This window comes from Pontiella sulfatireligans, from assembly GCF_900890705.1.
Lineage (GTDB): Bacteria > Verrucomicrobiota > Kiritimatiellia > Kiritimatiellales > Pontiellaceae > Pontiella > Pontiella sulfatireligans.
Window position 1 is genome coordinate 2,026,102 of the sequence record NZ_CAAHFH010000001.1, and the last position, 22,347, is coordinate 2,048,448.

11 protein-coding genes are annotated in these 22,347 nt (G+C 53.1%); 1 reads left to right on the top strand and 10 read right to left on the bottom strand.

What is annotated here, in order from left to right:
• Window positions 1-2: 2 nt before the first annotated feature.
• From SCARR_RS06880 to SCARR_RS06915, 9 genes are all read right to left on the bottom strand, one after another.
• Window positions 3-2,984, bottom strand: a complete 2,982-nt coding sequence (locus tag SCARR_RS06880; RefSeq protein WP_136060763.1) for a CBM96 family carbohydrate-binding protein — start codon at window positions 2,982-2,984, stop codon at window positions 3-5.
• A 196-nt stretch (window positions 2,985-3,180) separates the two neighbouring features.
• On the bottom strand, window positions 3,181-5,355 hold the full coding sequence (locus SCARR_RS06885) for a PDZ domain-containing protein (RefSeq protein WP_136060764.1): 2,175 nt from the start codon (window positions 5,353-5,355) through the stop codon (window positions 3,181-3,183).
• A 186-nt stretch (window positions 5,356-5,541) separates the two neighbouring features.
• A complete protein-coding gene (locus tag SCARR_RS28065; RefSeq protein ID WP_168433071.1) occupies window positions 5,542-5,715 on the bottom strand; it encodes a hypothetical protein in 174 nt (57 codons plus the stop codon).
• A gap of 54 nt (window positions 5,716-5,769) precedes the next feature.
• The gene (locus SCARR_RS06890; RefSeq protein WP_136060765.1) at window positions 5,770-8,766 is read right to left on the bottom strand and encodes a glycosyl hydrolase; all 2,997 of its coding nucleotides are present in this window, start codon (window positions 8,764-8,766) and stop codon (window positions 5,770-5,772) included.
• A gap of 35 nt (window positions 8,767-8,801) precedes the next feature.
• Entirely contained in the window at window positions 8,802-11,849 is a 3,048-nt protein-coding gene (locus tag SCARR_RS06895; RefSeq protein ID WP_168433072.1) for a right-handed parallel beta-helix repeat-containing protein, read from the bottom strand.
• A gap of 135 nt (window positions 11,850-11,984) precedes the next feature.
• Window positions 11,985-12,761: a polysaccharide lyase family 7 protein gene (locus SCARR_RS06900; protein ID WP_222846203.1), complete on the bottom strand. Its 777-nt coding sequence runs from the start codon at window positions 12,759-12,761 to the stop codon at window positions 11,985-11,987.
• A gap of 22 nt (window positions 12,762-12,783) precedes the next feature.
• A complete protein-coding gene (locus SCARR_RS06905; protein ID WP_136060767.1) occupies window positions 12,784-15,777 on the bottom strand; it encodes a CBM96 family carbohydrate-binding protein in 2,994 nt (997 codons plus the stop codon).
• A 120-nt stretch (window positions 15,778-15,897) separates the two neighbouring features.
• On the bottom strand, window positions 15,898-16,725 hold the full coding sequence (locus SCARR_RS06910) for a PEP-CTERM sorting domain-containing protein (protein ID WP_136060768.1): 828 nt from the start codon (window positions 16,723-16,725) through the stop codon (window positions 15,898-15,900).
• An 83-nt stretch (window positions 16,726-16,808) separates the two neighbouring features.
• Window positions 16,809-19,115, bottom strand: a complete 2,307-nt coding sequence (locus SCARR_RS06915) for a hypothetical protein (RefSeq protein ID WP_136060769.1) — start codon at window positions 19,113-19,115, stop codon at window positions 16,809-16,811.
• Between the two features lie 208 nt (window positions 19,116-19,323).
• Between SCARR_RS06915 and SCARR_RS06920 the strand changes: the two genes are divergently transcribed.
• Complete coding sequence (locus SCARR_RS06920) at window positions 19,324-19,980, top strand: RNA polymerase sigma factor (protein ID WP_168433073.1); 657 nt, start codon at window positions 19,324-19,326, stop codon at window positions 19,978-19,980.
• Between the two features lie 234 nt (window positions 19,981-20,214).
• On the opposite strand, the gene SCARR_RS06925 is transcribed toward SCARR_RS06920, so the two are convergent.
• Entirely contained in the window at window positions 20,215-22,284 is a 2,070-nt protein-coding gene (locus SCARR_RS06925) for a serine/threonine protein kinase (protein WP_136060771.1), read from the bottom strand.
• Window positions 22,285-22,347 lie beyond the last annotated feature (63 nt).

Consider the following 22,347-nt stretch of genomic DNA (forward strand, 5'->3'; position numbering starts at 1 on the left):
AACTAATCGAGGGAGATATGTAGGCGAATGAACTGGTTCTCTTCGGTGGTTGGGATCTTATTGGTGACGGCTTCAAAACCGGCGCCGAGCGGAGCTGTGCCGAATGGCAGATCAGTCACGGTGCTCCAATCATTGGAAATAAGATTTGTGCATTCCTCCAACGCGTAAGACAAGCCACGTGCAGCGGCATCGGTTCTCCGACGATAGACATATTCCAGATTCTCGAAAATTGGATGCGGAGCATCATCGAAATCATCGGGGGCGCCGCCAATGGCGTATTCCGTGAGATTATCGAGATGGTCGCCGTCGGGGTCGGCATGATAGCCCGCGGCATCAACATCATAATCGTCCACCCATTCGACAAAAGAATGGGCGGGCGACGTATTGATGGACGACACCTTCAGTACGGGCGGATAGGCGCTCTCCCTGGAATCGATCCCGCGCTGGGTATCGACAACTCCGCGGATCAACCCGAACGAAACCCACCCGTTCGACACCACCGCAGCCGAGACATCGAACGCGGCCCACTCCCCCGAGTCAACATCGTCGAAGTCCAGTTGAACCCCGTCGATAGGCGGACGGTTGCTCCAGGTGATTAAGTCTTCTTCCCACGATACATCGGTCATAGAATAGACACCAACCTGTTTGTTATGGGTTCCACCTGAATTATGCAGCTCCAGCGTCGCGGATGTGATGTTCCCCGGCACATCGACATTGAACTTCATGTAGCCGTGCCGGGTGTAGGTATAGTTTGCTGGAGTAATCAGTTTGATAAAGTCTGCATCGCCATAATTGGTATTGGGCGCGGTATCCTGCACATAGGAGTCGGCCGTTGGGACAAATGGAATGGTTCCCGCATCGACGGACGTTTCCACCCGGAACTGCCATTCCGTTCCGGGAACCGTGCCTGTTGGGGTGACGGCATCGACCCGCCAATAGTAGGTTTCCCCGGAAACCAGGGTGTCGGGATTGAAAATATTGTTCGTTTGGTTTCCAACCATTGGAAGATTTCCCGACTCGATACCGAAGTACACCTTGTGTGAAGTCGCCTGGTATCCCTCCAGCCACATCAGATCGGCATTGGTCTTTACGCCATCGGCCATATCGGGAGGCACCGGCGTGGTGGCATGGGCAAGCTTGCGTCCAGGAATCCAATAGCTGGAATCGCCCGATTCATAGGCACCGATATCCGGCGCGCTGCCGAAATAGCCGTCCGTTATGCCGGGCACGACGGAACCGGCATCAATGAAATCAGAACCGGCCCCGGGGCGGAAGTCAAGGTTGGCCCTGTCGCGAACCTGTGTGGTAATGGACACGCCTTCAACCACCGTTTCCCAGTTGTTGGTCTCCGTCCGGGTAGGTGCTACGAAATCAATGTAGTCGCCGGTTGCGTTATTAATGCAAATGCTGTTGGCGTGGATGCCGCTATTGGTCGGATCGCCGGAGTCGTCGGAATACCGGATGTATCCTTCGCAGAGATTATTATAGCCTTCTTTCAGATCGCCCTTGAACTGCAACGATAGAAAATCCGCGCCAAAGACAACATTGTGGCGGGCAACGCCTTTCACCTCCATGGCCGGCGGCAGGTAATCCTTCGGGCCGTCACTCATGCGAAGAGCAGGCTTGCGGTTGCCATGAAACCAGTTGCGGGCCACATCGACATTTTCCTGCCCTTGGAACAAGTGAACCATCGCGCCATCGCTCTGCAACTGACCGCCACCGGAAATATCGTTCAGCTCCACCAGCATGTCGGAGCTGGTCATCACTCCTTCCGACGCACCCGTCGTGTAGACGGTGTTGTTGCGAAAAACTCCAAACTCAGAACTGTTGAACCAAATAAATCCCGAGTTGCCGCTGTGGTGTGCCACCGTATAATCAAGATGATGCAGCTCGCAGTTTTCGACGGTATTGTGGTTGCCTGCCCTGATTTTCATCACCAAGCCATCGGTGTTCGCAAACGAGCAGTTCAGCACTTTGACATAGGTGCAGTCTTCGATGCGCGTTCCGAAAATTTCGCCGGTTTCCCTCAGCGTCCGCTTGTTGAAGCAGGGATATTGAAGGTCGCAGTCCTCGACGGTCATATTGTCGCAATTATCCATCCGAAACGTCGTGGCAAAGAAATTGAGTCCCTTGACCTGGATATGCTGGCTGTTGGTGAAGAAGAAGGCGTTGTCCTGGTTCTTGCCGCGCACGTTTGCGGGAACGCCGCCGCCCGGCGCCCAGAGGTAGAGGTTGCGGGTGGCTGGATCGAAATACCACTCCGTCTCGTTATCCAGCAGGTTGAGCTTTGAGTCGAAAAAATAGTAGTGGTTCACGGTCTTGTAGATGCCGAGAGACGACGAGTCGTACATAAAATTGTTCACGCCGGCCGCATGGTTTGTCACCACCAGCGCTTTGGTTGAAAAGTTGCCGAGGTTCAGTACGCCCATGGCGCCGGTCATATCCAACCCTGAAGCGGCCAGGTCATGCCCGCTGGCGGAATCATCAAACTCCCACCCATTGGTCGACACACTCTCATCGCCCTGCGCCCAGTTATCCCACGTCCAAGCCGACTCATCGTCGAAGCGCGCGTTCGGCCAACGCGCCAACATCATCCACTCGTCATTCACGAAAACCTGCGAAATTTCGGAGGAGAGCGTGGTTTTGTAGATATTCCCGCTGTGCACCGCCCATCCCGATGAACCAAGATCGCCAACATCCTGCGAACCGTCCAGAGTCACAATCTCATTGTTGTAGGCCGTAAAGACAACGGGATTCCCCGCTGTGCCATCAAGGTTATCTATGACCACTTCTTCGTGGTAGTTTCCGCCGCGGATATGGCAGGTGTCTCCCGCCCCCATCACGTCGGCAGCCTTTTGAATGGTTGCGAAGGGAGCCGCAAGGTTTCCGGTTGCAAGATCGCTACCGTTCGTCGACACATAATAGTCGGCGGCCAGAACCTGCCCCGCCCCACATAGCATTAAAATAGATATAGCCCGTCGCATCAGATTCCCTCTTTTAGCGATAGTTCGCTTGAATCACCCATTTGACACCGCAAATAAAGGAAAGTTAGACGAACAGATCCATATTTCTACGATTATCTGGATTCTGCCTCTGTTGAGAGGCATTAAACCATCATCCTGCAGCTGGATAGTGCTAACCGCGCCCTATCTCCGGTGCATAGAATATTTCACATCTACATTAACGAACAAATGTGAGATCCATCTCTTTCTGACCGCGCAACACCTTGGCTTTATAGGTTTTTCCCGGTTTACAACGGTTAACGATCGCCCGCTTAAAATCAGGAACGGTACGGATATCCATGCCGTTAACCACCAAGACTACATCATCAAGTTCAAAGCCCATAGTCGCCAGTTTTGACTTGGCAGGCAAGGTCATGATAATGGTGCCACCCAGTCCGCGCGAACCGTAAGCAGTCATCTGCGACTCCGTACTCAGCGTTTCAATCCTCGCACCCCATATGACCTGCTTAGGAGCTGCATTTTTCAGTGTATTGTCGAAATACGTTTCAGGCAACGCAAACTTCATCTCCGGAACCATGGCTTTGAGGTGTTCAGAAACCACGCCGAACCCGGACATGGGAAAGTTCTTGAAACCCAGCTTGACTACAGGCGAATCCGCCGGAACCGTAAAGTCGCCTTTCGCTGCATTGGCAAACCGAGCATTCCCCACGAGGCTGTTCATGTCATCCAGCGAAAACTCCGTGATTGCCGTGGCCGGAATCGGATTTTTGATTTCCGGATTATGGAAAAGAATTCGGTCGCGCGATCCCTTCCATAGTCCGGGCACGCTTTGCACATAATGCTCTCCAAGAATTACATTGCTGTAGAACTCATCATAGACCGGTGCCGGATAAGGAACATTGCAGGTGTAGTGCTTGAAAATAATGTTATTGAAAACCTTGCGGTAGTAACCCTCTCGGGTTTTCAGTCCGCCACTCAAACAGAGATTGTCGTAGATCTCATAGTTGCTCAATCCGTCGTCCAAATCAATATCCCACCCGTTCACACAGAACATACGGTTGTTGCGCATCACGACCGGTTCAATAGCATCCCAGCGCATCATATCCGGATGCTTCTGCATAAACTTTTCAATCTCCGTCACGCCGTTCTTATCGCGGTTGCGTGGACCGGCAGGACTGGCTGGCCACCAGAAACGGTCGCGCCCCCAGGAATTGAACGAACCATGATCGCCCGTCTCCAACACGGTATCAAAGCAGTCGTTCCATTCAATCAGATGCCCGCCCCAGGTGCCGTCGCAAATATTGATGGCTGCGCGTGGAACCATGAAGATGGAATTATGCCGCACCGTAATCCGGGAACTCATCGAGATATTGACTCCGGCCGTCTGTTTCTCTACGCGCCCGCAAAGCGTCATCACGCAATCCTCCACCAGGCAGTCGGCGGGATAGTCATCCGTTTTCGGCCCCGGCTCCGTGTCAAAATCCTCGATGCCCATCGGTGGCGCGCCATACTGGAACATGGGTGAACGCACCGCGGCCAGGGAGCCGACAAAGTTAACATCGGTCGCACCGTTTTCCTTGAACACGCAGCTTTTCACCGTGACCCGCCGGTTATAAGCATCGACAAAAACTGCGTTGCCGCCGATCTGGGTAAATGTGCAGTCCTGAATCAGAACGTCTTCGCCACCGCGGATATGCATTGCCCCACCGCGGTAGATAGTCCAATCCGAACGCAACAGCGGCTCTTTGGTTTCCATAAAGGTGCGGGCGGTTCCTGTGAAGGTGATGCCTTTGAATGCAACATGCTGGACAGGCTTGATGACTTCCGGAAGATCGATCGCCAGTTTTACTTTGCTCCCCCCTTCAACGGTCATTTGAGCCACGGGCTCCACGATCTGCCCATACACCTCCACCAGATGACGCAGTTCAAATACGGCTTCCACCAGCGGCTTTTCCGCCAGATCAACACCGGCAGCAGGTTTGTAATAGAGCCAGCCTTCGCGCTGATTGAAGAACCATTCGGCGGGTGTGTCTAGTTCCTCGAATACATTTTCGATCATGCGGAAATCTTTATGAACCGGACTCATATCCATGCTCGCCATGCGGTTGTTCTGCAGGCCGCCCTCGTAGGCCAGACTGCCATCCGCCTTCTTGCCCGTTACCTTGTACTGGATGCCACCCCATAATCCTTTATGCATGGCATGCATGTAGGCCCCAGTCGGGTCCGCCCACTCCGAAGCCTTATCTTTGCTCCAGGCATTGGCGGCACCGCCGTTATATGGAGTCGTCCGGTGGTGCTTCTTATCTTTCGACGTCGATTGGATTTCAGATTCCTGATAATTCGGATAACGCGCCATGTGCTGCCGTACACCGTCCACGAACAGCTGATCCATCGAGAGATCGCGCTCCAACTTTGCCCTGTAAATACTGTTCTTCCAAGGCTCCCATTTCAGGCTGAGTTTTTCTGCGCCTGTGAAAACTACCGATTCACCTTTCGCCGCACGATAGGTTACACCGCTGTCCCGCGGTTCTAGCCGCAACGGTTCCGCAAATCGATACGTTCCGCCATGAATCACCACCTAGCCGCCGGAACCACGGAGTGCGTCGCGCGCCGCCGCCACCGTTGCAAACGGCTTTTTATCCGTTCCCGGATTCTTATCATTCCCTGAAACCGCAACGAGGATCTCTTTTGCCGCCATAGCGTTTGCTGCAACGAGCATCCCTGCCAGCATTAATATTCCTATCTGCCTCATATCCTATAACTCCTTCATCTAAGTAAATTCTGTTCACTCCAACACACAGCAACATCAATGTTCTGATTTATAGATCCTTGATACTCGCAGAACAACCGGCCCGAGCAGTCCGGATTCCGGTAATGCTGACTCGGCAGTATACCACTTGGGATCGGGAGAAATGATTCGACATACCTGCTCTGCCAAGGGAACGGTTTTATCGCCGATCAACCGATTGGCCCAGGTGTTGACCACCCTGACCTCAAGCTCGTTCTTCCCAGAACGAACAAGGTGTGAGATATCCACTTCGAAGGGCGGGCGCCATAACGTTCCCGCCGATTGACCATTCACAACGACCTCCGCCAGCTCCCGAACATCGCCTAGATCAAGTATCAGCTTTGAATTCTTCCCCAAGGAAGCACTCGGAACAGCAAAGGACTTTTTGTATGTGCCAACACCACTGAAATACCTGACCCCGCGCGCCTCATGCTCCGTCCACGAAGATAGCTGATTCATCTGAATTCGAGCAGGCGCGCCGCGATCCGATTCAAATTCGACCGACCACGGGCCTTTCAGCTCGACCGCTTTCGGAAGGCCCGAGGGTGCGAGCGTTCCTTTCTTTCCCGAGGCCATGATCCACTCCAAGGAATCCACATTATCTTTAACCGTAACGGAAACCCCACTGCCGGAATTAAGAAAGAACTCGGCCGACAAGGACTCGAACATTTCTCCAATTGGTTTTCCGGGAGCAAAGACAATCGCACCCCGGTGATTAAGTTCTACGATATGATCCTTGGATGGCTTGCGGAACACGATAAACCTAGCGCCTTGCGCCTCGAATCGCAGCGGGATTCTTGTTCGGCCACCTTGCTCTTCATAGATCGCAATATCGGAAATTTCCCCGGTCATGGGATCGAACAGCTCCGGTTGCTCTCCGGCAATGCGGAACCAGCAGTCGGCGATACAGGCCTGTCCGGAGTTCGCGACAAAAAAGATATCGACGTCAGAATTTTGGCGGTGGATAAAGTTGATCTGGGTTCCGCGTGGCGCCTTAAACGTAAAATCCGGTTGTAGCTCCATCTGCTTGAGCAACTCGGCCAAGGATGCTCCCCACACCATACGTCCATTGCCCACGCGAGCTTCAGTCACAGTCTTATCAGCGTGATCAATCCATAACTGATCGGCGAGATCGCGGACGATGCGGTCACATTCCGGATAGTTCTCGAGTCCCGGAGCGGATTCAGGTTTTGGACCAATTACCGTCGCCCCCTTTCTGACCAGTTCATCCACTTTTTTCAGAACCTCGGGAGCCATCGTTTTCTTGTCCGCCAATAGCAGAACGGCATACGACATGCCATCGGGAAGCACGATCCGTCCGTCTTTGACGTCCATCCGTTCAAGTAAAACCGAGTTGTCGCAATGATCCGCACGATACCCTTCGGGCAATCCTTTCAGTGTCAAGTCACCATACCCGGAGCTATAGGTATCCTCGTATCCGACATAATGACAGACGTCCGCGACAAACAGGTCTTGTTGCAGCATGTAGGAACAGCGCCCCAAATAGTTCACGAAACCATCCGCGTAAAGCCACCAGGTATTGCCACGGTGAAAGTTGACGCCGTTCCAACCATGGGTCCATCCCGGCTTGCTGTCATCGGGCTGATGAACGGAGGTGTGCAGCACAAACTTATTGGTGCCGCGACAGAGGACACGATCCGCATGAGCCTTCAGGTGCGCTGGAGTGAGGGAGAAATCTCCTTTGCCCGCGCCCACCGTAAACGATTCATCCTTGATGATCCGTTTCCCGTAGACATGCCCCGCCGCAGCAGCGAAACCGGTGTAAACTCGTCCTGACCCCGGGGGCTTCTTTCCGCGTATCCAAAACTCGTTCATCGGAACGTCGCAAACGCCGTACAGGCGGATCGGGTTCCCAAACATATGCTTCCACCCATAGATCACTTCGGCTTCGAGCTTCATGCCTTTTTTATTCAGGCGGTCGCGGATGTGACCGTAGAACTCATTGGCCAGCAGGTCGTCCAGCGTCACTCGGTAATCGACAAGGAATCGATTCGAAATCTCTTTATCGCTCACAGGGAGTTTAGCCAAAACCGGAAGGTATAGGGTTGGGTCGTACCCGCGCCGCGAGCGGAACTCTTCAACGAAATCTTTGGTCCACGACTGATAGCCACACTCCCAGCTATCGATCAGCACATGATCGAGCGTCTTTCCCGCGAGATCTCCGGCATCCTCGATCAAGGGGCCGACCACATGGTCATACACCACATCCGCCGCCTCGCCACTCAGCTTATCGCACTCCAAGCCATGCCCCTCGGGAGAAGCCGGATGGTTGGTTTTTCGAAGCAACCGATCAAAGAACATCAGAACGGCCCAATTCCCCTCAGGCGGCGTCCACCGGAGCATGCCGTCTTGTTCCACATGAGGGGTGATGTCAATGAACTCATCGCGGCCTAGGCTAAACGGCGCGGAATCATTATCATCATCAATATACGGACTGCCGGGAGAAATCATCCGCACCGATTTAGGAACGACGGATTTTCCCGTACCGCGATAAGCCAAAATATTTATCGTGTCTTTCGGCGGGCGCGCTTCGAACCGCTTTCCACCGGTGGCGTTACTGATCTTAACGTCCAGTCCCCGCATTCCCTGCTCCGGAGTAACCCATGGCCCGCCGGCCGTGGCAAAGCCATCACAAATCTGCAGCCCCATCGTCATGCCCAGACGTTCGCATTCCTTCAGTGAATAATTCACCAGCTCCCGGTATTCATCGCTCATGAAACGAACCGGGCCGCGCGGCGAGTCGGGGCGTCTTGTATCCTTTAGAAAGGCGTTGTGAAACTGCGTCACACCGCCAATTCCTAGTCGTTGCATCAGCTCAAGATCCGAGGTAATGCCCTCGCGGGTTATATTCCCATAGATCCAGTGCCACCAAACCTGCGGCCGGGCCTCGCCTGATACATTCCTAAACCCGTCATCCAATGACTGCGCGGCCGCCAGCTGACAGGCCAGCACCGGCATGAACAGCAGGTAGACGATCAATTTACTAATTTTCATTGGCCCTACTTCATCATCTTCGATAATAAAAATTCTCAGTCTATTGAAATGCGCAGGCGGATAAACTGATTGGTTTCGGTGGCCGGGATTTGGTTGGTGACCGCCTCGAAGCCGGGTTCAAGCGGAGCGGTGCCTGATGGCAGAACGGATATAATATTCCAATCATTGGAAACGAGGTTGGTGGATTCTTCGAGAGTGTAGATCAACCCGCGTGCTGCCGCGTCCGTACGGCGACGGTAGACATATTCGAGCGCGTTCCCAACCATTGTCGTTCCAAAGGTTGGAAGAATCAAAGCAGCATCACTTCCATTGGTCGGAACGCCGCCAAGGCCATACTCGGTCAGGTTATCCAAGCGATCCCCGTCGGCGTCCCAACCATAACCGGCATCAACACCCAGTGCATATTCATTGGCCCAATCCGCATAAAGTTCCGCAGCGGAGGGAGGAGCCTCCATAGCTGCGCGCATTTCCATCAAGGTAAACTGGTTGCCCGTGGCGCCGGAGTCATGGCCGGTGATGACAATCCGGTCAAACGAAGCCGGAGCCTGCAATACTATCCGCGCGTGATCATACGCTCCGGCAATGGCGTTGCCGGTGGAGTTCGTGACGAGATTAAGACCGTCGTATAATGCGACATCAATATTATCATCGCGATCGGAGTAGCCGTCGCGCCCATACAGGTCTATCGCGAACAATTGATTTGATGACAGTGAGAGCACGCCGGCTTCCAGCGAATAAGCAATCACAACATCCACGCCTTCTGCCTCGTTTCCATGGAATCCCAACCGACCGGTTGCGGTGCTGAACGTCTGAAAAGGAAGGGGTATTTCCGGCGCGCTCGGATCATAAACAAACGGATCATTCAGCGTTTTTTCCACGGAGCCGCCATAGCCACTGACACTGCTGTTCGCAGGATCGGCCAGCAGTCCAACTTCTACATACTGCGGAGACGGGGTAGACGTATCGAATTGCCAAACTACCCCTTCGACCGTTCCGGTCGGTGTGACCGCATCCGCTCGCCAATAATAGACGCTATTGGAAGCCAGCGTACCGGGATTGAAAATATTGTTCGTAAAATTCCCCATCCATTCCATCGTGGAAGGATGCAGACCGAAATAAATAGTATGCGAGGTTGCCTCGTAGGCACCTAGCCACATCAGGTCGGCATCGAGTTTTACGGAGCTGGCCTGCGCCGGCGGAACAGGTTTGGAAGCATGCTCGAGCTTACGCCCGGGAATCCAGTAGCTGGAGTCGCCGGATTCGTAGGCGCCGATATCCGGAGCTGAGCCCAGATAACCATCCGTGATCCCCGGAACCACCATGCCGCCATCAATCCAGTCTGAACCCGGACGAGGCCGATAGTCGCGATTTGTCCAGTCACGTACCTGATCCTTAATATTCAAAGAAAGCAGGCCGCCCTCCCAGTTGTTGCTGTGCGTACCCGATGGAGCGACATAAGCACTGGGTGCCAAGGTCATATAGGTTCCGACCGAATTGTTTGCGCTGATCGTGTTGGCGTGAATGCCGCTGGTTGACGGATCCCCGGAGTCATCAGAAAAACGCATGTTACCTTCGCATAAGTTATTATAGACCTGTCGTTCGTCGCCCTTAAGCTGTATGGGAATATCCGACTGCGAATTAATCGAAATATTGTGATGCAGGATTCCCGTTCGCATTAACGGGGCGAGCGGAAGATAATCCTTCGGCCCATCACTAAACCGAACCGCCGGTCGACGCAGGTCGTGGAACCAGTTGTTTTTTACCACCACATCACGATGCCCCTGCATCAAATGAATTGCCGCCGCATCATGCTGCAGATGCGCCAGGTCCGAAAAATCGTTGAGTTCAAACAGGGTTCTGCTCGATGCGATAACGCCATGCCCCGATCCGGTCTTATACATCGTATTCCGGCGATAAACGCTGTCCTCGGAATTTCGGAACCAAATGGAAGAGCTTTGTCCGGATTGATGTCCGCAACTGTAGTCGATGTGATGGAACTCGCAGTTCTCAACCGTAGCAAAGTCACTGCCATCAAAGCGCAATGCCACCCCATCCGTATAGCCCATCGAACAATTAAGCATCGCGAAATTTGGAGAACCGTCGATATGCGTGCGGGCAAGTGTTCCGTAATCGCCCAGCGTCCGGCGGTTAAATACCGGATAGTTCAAATCACAATCTTCCACCGTGATATGGTTGCCATCCGATACCTGAAAGGTCGTCGCAAAAAAGTCCAGGTTCTTAACGGTGACATATTGGCAGTTGGAAAAGGTAAACGCATTCGCCATGGTCTTCCCCCGGATATCGCCGGTCGGCATACCGCCGCCCCGCATCCACAGGTACAGGGTGTTATCCGACGGATCAAAATACCACTCGGTCTCGTTGTCGAGCAGGTTAAGTTTCGAGTCCATGAAATAGTAGTGGCGTGCCTCGTTCCAGTCGGTTTCCACATATTGGAAATGATCGCTGCCGGCAACATGGTTAGTCACCATTGAGGCATTGATTCCCCAAAGATTGATAATCAGCATGGCATCGGTCATATCGAGACCGGACGCTGCGAGGTCGTTGCCATCGTTGGGATCGTCGTATTCCAAACCTGCAGAGGAGAGCGCTTCATTGCCCTGTGCCCAGTGGGTTTCGCGATCCCACGCGGTATCGTCGTCAAATCGAGCGTTCGGCCAGCGGGCCAGCATCATCCATTCACCATCCACAAATACCTGAGTAATATCAGAGGTAAGCGTGGTTTTGTAAATATTTCCGCTGTGCTGCGTCCAACCGGTTGATCCAAGATCCTCGACCGACCGCGAGCCATCCAGCGCAACCACTTCGTTATTGTAAGCCGAAAAGGTAATCGGAGATCCCGAGGTGCCATTCAGATTGTTAACCACAACCTCTTCATGGTAGTTGCCCCCGCGAATGTAGCAGGTGTCCCCCTCCCCCATCACATCGGCAGCATGCTGGATGGTTGCGAATGGGGTGCCGATTGCGCCGGCGGTTAGGTCGTTTCCGTTTGTCGCCACATAATAGTTCGCGGCAAGTGCCTGCCCGACCGCAAACAATACCCCTATAATATATACTTGTTTCATCAAAATTACTCTTTTGGCGCTGAGCACCCCGATCACAATATTTGACCCCGCCACCGGATGAAAATTTGACGGATACCGCAATCCATTAACTAATGAGGGACAGCCCATCGACTAGAAACAAAACGCGCTCAACAGTCACTCATGAAGACTTAGATGTTCGACCTTCAGCTGGTAAATCACAACTTCTCCATAGGATTCCGGAGCATCCCCTTTGCTGGTATTTGATTGCGTATAGCAACCGGCCTTGAAATAGCATTTCTTTTTTGAGCGTTCCCAATCCATCTTCAGCACATCGTTATACCAAACCCGGACATGGCCATCGCTCGCCTCGATCTTCACCGTAAACCGGGTTCCCAGTTCATAGTCCGCATCCAACAGTACGTCGCCAAACCGGTTTCGCTCCACAAACAGCTTTCGATCTTCCAGCCGGATCATAATCAAGTCGTCCCCCGCATCGTGAATCTGCGCACAGACCACATGCGACTTTACAGGAGGGAGTGCTGTAATGGCCTGCGTCACCGTCATCCGGTGCAACACACCGTCATCCGTTGCCCAGGCCGCCTTCTCCTTATGAACCGCCCGCTTGGCCTTACGCCCGGCCATCTCGCGCAGTTCACAGCGAGGATAGCTCGAATTCTTCGTCGTCACTTCGCTGCAATGCGCCCGAAAGACCACCCCATCCCGCTCCTTGTTGACAAAGAAACAGATCGGATTCTGAAATCCCGCGAGGTTGGGCTGAAAAATCTCCAACGGCTTTTTCCCGTTCTCGCGTGCATACGGCAAAGTGAGCTTCCACAGTTGCAGATCCAGAACCTCTGCGGGGTGCTCCTTTCCCTCTGCGCCAGCCATCAACCCCGAACCGAACAGGAGTGCGATTCCCAAAAGAAGGTAAAGTTGCCGCTTTATAGTCATCCGTTTTAATCGTCCTCTTGATTTACTGGATATTAATGCGCAGGCGGATGAACTGGTTCGTTTCCGTAGCCGGGATCTGATTGGTAACGGCCTCGAAACCGGGTTCGAGCGGGCTCACGCCTACTGGCAGACCGTACACAATGTTCCAATCATTGGAAACGAGGTTGGTGCATTCTTCGAGATTGTAGCTCAATCCGCGCTCCGTGGCATCGGTGCGGCGACGGTAGGCATAGTTCATGTTTCCAAAGGTTGGAAACAGTGCGTCATTGAAATTGCCGGGATCACCGCCCAACCCATATTCAGCAAGGTTTGAAAGCTGGTCGCCATCGGGATCGGAATAATATCCCGGCGCATTGGAAATGCTGAAATTGTCCGCCCACTGGACATAGTGATAGGCGGGCGACGGCTGGATGTATGACACCGTAAGGATCGGGGCGTTGGTCGTTTCGCTCGTGTTGATGCTTCGCTGTGTATCCAGAGGGTTTCGGATCAGGCCGAATGAAACCAACCCGTTGGAAGCCACGGCGGCGGAGACCTCGAACATAGCCCAGCTACCCGAATTCACATTGCCTGCATCAAGCAAGGAACCATTGATGGGCGGACGGTTACTCCAGGTAATCGTATCCTGACTCCATGCCGTTCCGGTCATGGAATAAACGCCCACACCGACATTGTGACTCCCGCCTGAGTTATACAGTTCCAACGACGCGGAATTAATGATGCCGGGTACATTGACATTGAATTTAAGATAGCCCTCGCGGTTGTAGCCGTATGCAATTTGTGTGATGAGCTTGATCTGATCGGAATCGCCATAGTTGGTGTCTGGTGTGGTGTCCTGAACATAGGCGTCGTCCGTCGGTGTGAAAGCAGCGATGCTTCCGGCAATCCCGGCTTCAACCCAGAACTGCCACTCGGCTCCGGCAACCGTACCGGTCGGGGTAACGGCATCGACGCGCCAATAATAGGTCTGCCCCTCGGCCAGTATTCCCGGATTGAAAATATTGTTGGTCTGGTTTCCAACCATTGAAAGGTTTCCGGCTTCGGTGCCGAAATAAATATTGTGCGACGTCGCTTGATAGCCTTCGCGCCACATCAGGTCGGCATCGGTTTTTACGCCGTCGGCCATATCGGGCGGCACCGGCGCTGAGGCCAAGGCTTGCTTTCGTCCGGGAATCCAGTAGGAGGAGTCTCCCTGCTCATACGCCCCCATATCCGGAGCAGCTCCTAGATAGCCGACGGTGATGCCTGCAATATTGGTTCCCCCATCAACAATATCGGAGCCCGCGATCAGGCGAAAATCCAGATTGTCGGGATCGCGCAACTGGGTGCGGATATCCAGCGACGTGACATACCCGTTCCAGTTGTGGTCGTGCGTGCCCGGAATCGTTTCAAAGTTCGAGCGGTGACCCGACAATTTTTCCGCCGCGTTGTTGCGGGTGATAGTACCCGCATTTGACAAGGCATCATTATCCAAAATAATGATTCCATTTGCTGACGTATCAAAGGCGGTGTTGTTATAGCAATGGTGAAGTTCGCCCTTAAGCATCAGAGCCGCCGGCACATTCCACCCCACATTGTTGTGCATGGTTCCACTGTTTCCTCCGTAAGAAGCACCGACAGGAGCATCGAATCGGGCTCCGTATTTGATCGCGTCGTGGAACCAGTTGTAACGAGTGATCGAGCCCGGTTGCGCGCCGATGGTGTATTGAATCGCGGCGCCATCGTTCTGCACCAGACCATAGTTGATAAACTCGCAATTTTCGACCAGCGGCGTCTCCCCCACTTCCATGAATTCCGAAGCACCCGCCGTGTTTATCGAATTCCGCGAAAACACGCTGTTTGGGCCACGCATATAGATGCCCGCCTGAAGGTAGGGCAACTCGGACACCACCCAGTCGATATTATCGAAGGAGCAGTTTTCAACCCGGTTACTATCACCGTCCGTAAAAATGGCATAACTCTCGGCAAAGGAGAAGGAGCAGTCTCGCACCGTACAGTTGGAGGCATCAGCCTTGCCTGGCTGAGTGATTGTTGTTGCCAGAGGCGCAGCAATGCGCCCAAGCATGCGCATGGAACAGCTGGGATACAGCAGGTCGCACCCCTCGATCAGCACATTTTCCGAATTATAAAATTTAAAGGTGGTTCCGAAGAAATTTAACTTCTTCAAATTAAGGTAGCTGGATCCTGTTACATCCAACGCATAGGTCTGGGTTTTTCCGCGGATATCGCCCGCAGGAACTCCTCCACCGGGAACCTGCAGGTAGAGTGTTTGGGTCGCCGTGTCGTAGAACCACTCCTTTTCCACATCGAGCAGATTAAGCTTTCCCTCCAGGAAGTAGCGATGGTGCACACTCTTGTAGCTGCTGGCAGAGTTGTAGGTAAAGGTATTGGTTCCTGCACTATGACTGTTAACCACCCGGGTCCAGGTTTTCCAGCTGCCCACATTCAGAACAGCCATCGCTCCGGTCATATCCAGGCCCGTTGCAGCGAGATCGGCATTAGCATGTGGAGCATCTACTAAAACACCATTGGTAGAAGCGCCTTCATTGCCCTGCGCCCATCTATTTTCCCAGTCCCAGATCGACCCATCGTCAAAATTGCCGTTAGGCCAACGGGCGGGAATCATCAGCTCGCCATCGATGTAGAGCTGCCAGATGTCGGTCGTCAGCGTCGTTTTGTAGATATTTCCACTATGCAGCGTCCAACCGGTAGAGCCCAGATCCGCGAGCGACTGCGAACCATCAAGCGTGACCACCTCGTTGCTGTAGGCCGTAAAGGTGACGGGAGACCCCGATATTCCGTCCAAGTTGTCGATCACCACCGCTTCATGGTAGGTGCCACCACGAATGTAGCAGGCCTCCCCCGCCCCCATAACATCCGCCGCCTTTTGAATGGTTGCGAATGGAGCAGCAAGGTTTCCGCTGGCAAGATCGCTACCGTTGGTTGCGACGAAATAGTCCGCGGCAAAAGCCGAACTGCTCAGACATAAAAACAGAATACTGAGCGTCTTTCGCATGGTTTCTCCTCTATAACCCAACCATTTAATCCTAAAACTGATACGAAGAATGATGAATAGACAAAAACTCCGCAAGGTATTCCCCCCGGCGGAGTTTTCATCGTTTCCAGTGTTTGGAAACTATATCATGAAACGACGGCGGATAAACAGAACCCCGGCCCCAAATGCGGTAACCAGACCCAGCGTAGCCGGTTCCGGAATAACATCCACATAACTGGTGCCCATGCGGATCTCATCCACTCCGTATCTACGCTTTGAAGCAATGGACAACGTATCCAGCAATGATTCGTCAACCGCAGCGGTTGCCGTTGAGAAAGCAGTGCCTAAAGCAAAGTCCGTCCCCACATTGTAGAGCTTGAAGGTATCCTTCTCTCCATCCGTATCAAACGTGATCTGACCGACGAGAAAATGCTGACCGGCAAGAGAGACTTTATCGCCCTCGTTATCCCCAGCATTTGTACCCCAAACTTTCGCACTTATATTACATGTGCCCCCGTTATCAACTTCAATGGCAAAACCTCCACTGGCCGCATTGGTAAAGGTGCCAATTCCATTCCCATATCCCTCGAAGGCTCCTGTAGCGATACCGATTGATCCATTCATATCGGACACATCCAACAGCAAGCTGAACCAAAGCTCACTGGCACCAGACAAATCAGCGCTAACGCTGCGACTGACCGTTGCATCGCTCGTTTCCGTCCGGTTAAGCTTATTGCCGCTCGTAGGGAGAGTGCCCCAGCTTTGGCTGTCTGCCCCAACGGTGAATGAAGCAGAACCGTCGTCAGTCTGCCAAGCACCACCGAATCCAGTACCTGTATTTGCGGTACCGACGGAATCAATTGTGCCGGATCCCGTATCATAGTCCATTCCCTCATACACGAGGAGCGCGGCATGGGCAGACAAGCCGCCAACCGCTATCATGCTTATAATTAACAGGCTTTTTTTCATTATTTTCCCTTTCTTGTTTCAGCTTAAAGCAACCCGGAATTCCCGGGTTGCTTTACGGAATCGCATTACTTAAGGCAGGTTGATTATTCCTCAAGTTTAATGCGGAAGAACGCCTGCTCTGCCGAGATGCTGTTGGTAAGACAGATATCGCCAACGCCGGTAACGGTATCGCCAACATTTGTCCAGTTTGCAGTGACGAGATCACCACAGCTCTGCAGAGCATAGGTTCCGTATTCTTCACCGATGAAGCAGGTAATCAGATCGCTTCCGTCAATCGCCATTGTGATATCGTTGACCGAATCCGGCCCTTCAACTACAGGGGGTACGGTCCAGGCGGAAACGTTTCCGACTTTACCGCCGGCAATCGCAGCAGCCGGCGTTTCGAAGCGGATGCCCCAGAAATCCCAGTCACCCACATCATTGACGGCTTCTGCCAACCCACTCACGTCGTATTCGATCACGACATTAGTGGTGACGCCCGCCACGCCGACGATTGTGTCGATCGCATATTTTTTATTCGGAGCCGGACTAAGATAGACCTTTAAGTTGTCCGCGAAGTCGATCAACCCCGAATTTCCTGACAAACTATATGCTTTCTTCTCCGTGTCCAACAGAATCATATCGTCGCCTGCGGCGCTGCCCGTGTCGTCGAACCACGCATAGCAGTTATAACGCAGCGTGAGATCGTCAGCAGTCACGGCATTTGTGGCCGGAGTCCAGTCAAACTCGACGGTCAAAACACCGCCGGTCATGAAGGTAATCGCGCTTGCCTGCGCCACCGCGTCGTCGTTCACAAGATTCTTAACAAATCCTTCGCCGCTCGCATCGAGGGTCCACGCAGCATTACGTGTGTACCATCCATTGTCCACGTGCTGACGTTCCAACCAGCGGACATTACCTGCAAAGGAGGTCATGTCCGGATCGATGATCAGCTCGCTCTGGATGGCTGCCGCATAGGTAACCGTGAACGGGACGATTTCTTCCTGCTCAACTCCACCGGCTTCCTGCCAGGTAACCACGAGATCTGCTGTTGCAGTTTCACCATCTGCGAGACCTCCAACGGTGTTGTCATACATAACGTTCAGGTCGCTGCTGTTCGGAGCGGGGCTGACGAGGTCGAGCGGTGTTCCGGTCAGAATCGTGAATCCCGCGTGGGAAGCGTTGCTGATGGACAGGGCGGAAACGATGACGTTTGTCGCGTCGGTCTGGGCCTCTACATAGGAAGCAACCACGGTGCCGGTAATGGTCGTGGAGGGATCGGACAGCAACAGGTCAACCAGTGCGGGGTCAAGATCAAAACTAGCTGGCGAATCGGTAAAGTTCGCACGAAGATTAATCTGGTTGGTCTGGCTTGTCGGATTACCAACCTCGTTCCATACGATGAAGACGGTGCCAGTCGCGAATTCGCTGTGCGTCAGGCCCGCGACGGTGTTGTCGAACTGAATGGAAACAGTTTCGTTGCTCGGAACGGCGTCGGTGAGCGAGAACGCGGTTGAAGAGGTGAGCGTGAAGGCGTTCGTGTTGGATTCCTCGCCAATCAGAATATCGGAGACCTCGACGTTGGCCAATAACGCCCCTTCTAGATAGCCGACGACGATATCGCCCGTGGCGATGGTCGAGGGCGCGTCAAGTTCGAGTGTAAGCAGTGCGCCCGGAGAGGAGATCAGCAGCGTGTCGCCGGTCGGGGTTGCTGTGGCCGTAACGGTTGTATTGGTCAGAACTTCGTCATAATCGACATTGATGCTGAGGCCCGGATCCGCCGACAGCTGTCCCTGGAACAGCATCTGCCCAATATCGTTCCGTTCGTCGCTCTCAATCAGCCACGTTCCGCTACCAATCGTCATATCAATGTTGGCGCCGCTCCCGGGATTTATTGCTCCACACGTAAGCGTGCCGTCATTCAATCCGATGGTATAGGTTCCGGCGGTTGCGGGTAATTGCAACCCACCAGCGATATTAACCGCGCCACCGTTCAGGTTAAGCGTTCCGCTAGGCGCGCCGTTGTTGCCGAAAATCATGTTGCCCGTCGTGGTGAACGATCCGCTGTTCACCGTCAGAGTTCCATGTCCTGCCGCAGCAAGGTACCCCATGTAAACGTTGTTGAGTATGGTCAGATCGCCGCCGACAACCTGCAGTTCGGCCGCCCCATTCTGACCGATGCGCAACGGTGCAGACGCAGTAGAGTAGTCAGTCCCCGGCTCTACCGTCGCAAAATCGCCCGTGTCCAATATCGGCAGATTGTCCGTGTACATTGTATTATTATTCCAGTTCGTGGGGTTTACCCAACTCGTGTCCGGAGCGGCATCGCCATCCCAAACCCAGTTTGCTGCCATCGCGCTGCCACTGACAGCGACGCCAATCAATATTGCTAAGCATCTATTCACTTTCATCCTTATCCTCCTGTATTTCAGTTTATTAACTAAGGTTAACGAAACGGCGCGTTTTCCTAATACACGCCCTATGTAACTCATTTAACTCCGCCCAAAAATGGGGTTTGATGAAAAAACGAAAAAAATATGTCCAAATCCAAAACAAGGCCTGCAGCCCTTGTTTTCTATAGGTTTCAAGGCCTGTGAACTTCCAGCCGCTGGAAAAAACTTGATCAAAATAGCGCTTCGACTACGTTCAGTGGATATGGACGAGAACAAACAGCCGTCGAACACCGACATCTATGCCACCCGGAAAACACTTATTCAACGTGTCCAGGACCAGCATAACGATGAGGCTTGGGCAGAGCTGTTCAGCATATATTCGCGCTATGTCTACAGCATCCTCATAAGCATGAATGTTTCCGCCAGCGATGCCGATGAGCTGCATCAGGAAATCATGATCAAGATTTGGAAGCGGTTGCCGGAGCTCGATGTGCAGGAGCTACGATTCCGCAACTATCTTAGCACCGTCACGAAAAATACTGTATTAAACTTTATCCGCTCGCGCAAACGCCGGATTGATCGTGAAGAAAAAGCGCTAGGCGATTCCACGATCAGCTACCTGGATTCCATCCGCCTGCCGGACATCGAGGAAATCGCCGAAAAAGAGTGGCGCGTCTACCTGACCCACCTTGCGTTGCAGAATATCGAACAGCTCTTTTCTCAAAACGCCATCACTGTTTTCAAGCTGAGCCTTCAGGGCCTTACGGCTCAGCAGATCTCGGAACAGGAAAATATGACGTTCAGCACGGTCAACACGCTGAAATCCAGAGTGAAATCCCGGTTCAAAATCGAATTGCAGCAACTCAAGGAAGAGCTGGAGTGAGGAAAAATAGCATGTAGTCCCGCCTTTAGGCGGCCAGTCCTCTAGAGCCGCCTTGTTTGGGACTTCATGACTTATGGTGGAGGGCGACGGTTGTCTTGCGTTCCTCAGACTCGCTTTGCGTCGTCGGAGCCATTCCGTGCACTGGCTCGGACAGAGCCTCGCCCTCCAGTCCCGTTCATGAAATCCAGCGCAACTGGCGGGGGGCCCAAAGGCGGAACCTTTCCAAAGGCGGTACTACATACTGCTTCCTTGTTCCTCCACCCGAACAAACTCCACCCCCGGCGCATGCTCGGCCAGATACTCATCGGAATGTTCCAAGGTGTGGAAAACCCGCTCCACGCCCAGCCGAGTGAACGCATAGAATTTATGGGGAGGGATGCTTTTAATCCCGGCAATATTCAGCTCCTTGACCGATATCCCATGCAGGCGCTCAATATCGTTGAATCCCGAATAGCTCACGTCCAGCGAATAGAGCCGCAGGGGTTTCAGCACGTTGGATTCATATAGAGGAACCGCGATGGGGAGTTGGAACAACGCATACTGCGTACCCGAAAGCGAAAGGTGCCAGCCCCTTGCATCTTCGGTTGCGTGCAGGGAGTGCTCTCCTACATCCCTATACGATTCGTAGTTCAGGATATCGAGCATTGTTTCCACCACGGGCAAAATTTCATCAGCCGGCCGCTTGATCGATTTATTCAAATAATAATAGGCGAGATAATAGTTCACCGCCCGGATATGCCGCTTCACCTCGAACAGCAGGTCGCACATATCGGACGGTTCAAGCCACTTGTGGTCAAGCGGCTTGATTACGGCATACTTCTTCGCGAGTTGTTCGCAATCCTGATACCGTTTCACAACCTCGATGCGCCCAAAATATTCAGATGCTTTATTAAAGTCCTGCATCACAAAATGCAGCAACGCCAGATACTCCGTCAGCGCATAAATCTTTTCCGGGTCGGTTTCTTGAGAGAGGTGGCTTTCAATGGCCTTGATCTTGCCCTCGGCGTGGAGAAAGTCCTCGGCGTTAATCAAGTCCATTGCCGTTGCTCGGATGCTGTCGCTGAGTGCGCGGGAATGCTCAGTCTCTTCAATGTAGAGGCGCAGATTATCTTCAGCCACCTGTTTTTCGCCAACAACCTTTACGAAGGCAAAAACCACAATCATGCAAAGCAGCACAAACGAAAACATGGCTACGCGGAATGCTATCCGGCGCCGCTTGATCAAAAGCTTGAATTGCGTGACCCACCCCGCATGCTGCGCCTCGGTGGCAAAGCCGAGCAGATAGCGATCCAGCTCATTGCGAAACTTACCGACCGATGCATAGCGTTCAAATGGATCCAGTTTCAGGGCCTTCATAACCACGGCTTCCAGCCCGAATTGGATGCCCTTCACCAGCTTCGATGGAGAAACAATGCCCCCTTTGAGCGTTTGCTCCGCGACATCGGCCATGGAGTCGCCCGTAAAAGTCGGGCGATGCGCGAGAATATAATACAGCAAGGCACCAAGCGAATAGATGTCGGTCTTTGCCGACACCTGCTGGCTCTTGCCCACCTGTTCGGGCGCCATGAAACCGGGGGTGCCTTTAATGGTTCCCCGGCGAGTCAGATCGTTAAGGATATCGCCATTGGGCAGCTCTTCTTCCGGGATTCCCTCGATTCGCTGAGTATGGGGCTCATCCGACTGTATGATTTTTGCCAACCCCCAGTCGCATACAAGCACTTCGCCGAATGGGCCGATGAAGATGTTAGAGGGTTTTAAATCCAGATGAACCACATTGCGCGAATGCGCATAGGCCACGGCATCGCAAATCTTCACGAACAACTCCAGCAAGCGGAGCCTCGGAAAACGCCGCTCGTAGTCAGGATCGCCGGTTTCCAGTTTATCGACAATCTCCTTCAAAGTGCTGCCGTGGACAAACTCCATCGTAAAAAAGGCTTCGCCGTCCGCATCGAAGCCAATGTCATGGACCGAAATAATATTCGGGTGCTGCAGGCAGGCCGTAAGGCGGGCTTCGCGCAGGAATCCTTCTTTCTGTTCGGCCGATGCTCCTTCAATAGGACGCGCCAAGGCAACAACACGATCCGTGCGCAGGTCGCGCACCTTGAAAATCCGCTTTTCCCCGCCGGCCTTGACGAAAGTTTCCTCGCCATAGTGCTCTGGCACCTCCGACAGCATTTTAGAAATCGGATAGAGAAACTCTTTCTCCTCCTCGTCTGCGTCCAACCAGTCGCTGTCGTAAAGCTTTTCCAAACCGGCGATCTTTTCCGGCATTCCGTTGCTATCAAATGTTGGGTGGTGTTTCATAGTTTCCGTCAAAGGTACGTGAACCGTATAAGAATGGAACCCCGCCACCGACTCCAAATTTTA

Excerpts from the sequence above, each read along its gene's own strand:
- SCARR_RS06880 (WP_136060763.1), bottom strand. The coding sequence starts at position 2,984 with ATGCGACGGGCTATATCTATTTTAATGCTATGTGGGGCGGGGCAGGTT.
- SCARR_RS06885 (WP_136060764.1), bottom strand. The coding sequence starts at position 5,355 with ATGGATCAGCTGTTCGTGGACGGTGTACGGCAGCACATGGCGCGTTAT.
- SCARR_RS28065 (WP_168433071.1), bottom strand. The coding sequence starts at position 5,715 with ATGAGGCAGATAGGAATATTAATGCTGGCAGGGATGCTCGTTGCAGCA.
- SCARR_RS06890 (WP_136060765.1), bottom strand. The coding sequence starts at position 8,766 with ATGAAAATTAGTAAATTGATCGTCTACCTGCTGTTCATGCCGGTGCTG.
- SCARR_RS06895 (WP_168433072.1), bottom strand. The coding sequence starts at position 11,849 with ATGAAACAAGTATATATTATAGGGGTATTGTTTGCGGTCGGGCAGGCA.
- SCARR_RS06900 (WP_222846203.1), bottom strand. The coding sequence starts at position 12,761 with ATGACTATAAAGCGGCAACTTTACCTTCTTTTGGGAATCGCACTCCTG.
- SCARR_RS06905 (WP_136060767.1), bottom strand. The coding sequence starts at position 15,777 with ATGCGAAAGACGCTCAGTATTCTGTTTTTATGTCTGAGCAGTTCGGCT.
- SCARR_RS06910 (WP_136060768.1), bottom strand. The coding sequence starts at position 16,725 with ATGAAAAAAAGCCTGTTAATTATAAGCATGATAGCGGTTGGCGGCTTG.
- SCARR_RS06915 (WP_136060769.1), bottom strand. The coding sequence starts at position 19,115 with ATGAAAGTGAATAGATGCTTAGCAATATTGATTGGCGTCGCTGTCAGT.
- SCARR_RS06925 (WP_136060771.1), bottom strand. The coding sequence starts at position 22,284 with ATGAAACACCACCCAACATTTGATAGCAACGGAATGCCGGAAAAGATC.